We start from the raw sequence: 610 nt of genomic DNA on the forward strand, positions 1-610 counted from the left end.
ATATAACAAGCCCAAAAAACCTAGAATATCAATGTAAAATAGAAAAAAATACAACTATACTAAATCAAGAACAAATCTTATCTTATGTAAATGAAATTCATAATAAAAATGTAAGAATAATTCAAGATTATATAGAACAAATTTATAAAGATAATGGTATAAAACCTTATGCATTTGATGATGAATTTTATGAAGAATTGGGTAACTTAGGAATAATTACCCAAAGACAAGTGGAAGGTTTTAAAAATGATCGTTTAATTAAGAAAAATTCCTTATTGCTTACTATGTTAGATTATTTGGCTGGGCAAGATAGAAAAAGCAAAGATTATTTGATTACTTTTGATGATGAGTATTTTTATGATTATTTTGTTTTTAGTTTGGGTGGGTTTATATTAAAACTTTCTCAAGGTATGCTTCAAAATGAAATCAATTCTCTTTTTAACCCTGCAGCTTATATAGATGATACAAAAATAAATTATAATGATTTAAATAATGAATTAAGCAAAAAATACGAAAAAGAAATATTTGACATGGGATTTGAAAAAAGAGGTAGTTATTTTGTGGATTATTTTGATTATAGTTTTAATTATAATGGGTTTTTTGAGATTAA

1 pseudogene is annotated in these 610 nt (G+C 23.4%); it reads left to right on the forward strand.

Annotated elements, in window-relative coordinates:
- A pseudogene (locus L8X40_RS08480) lies at nucleotides 1-610 on the forward strand (hypothetical protein); the annotation flags it as partial.

It is taken from the genome of Campylobacter sp. CNRCH_2013_0855 (assembly GCF_025773025.1).
GTDB classification, from domain to species: domain Bacteria; phylum Campylobacterota; class Campylobacteria; order Campylobacterales; family Campylobacteraceae; genus Campylobacter_D; species Campylobacter_D jejuni_C.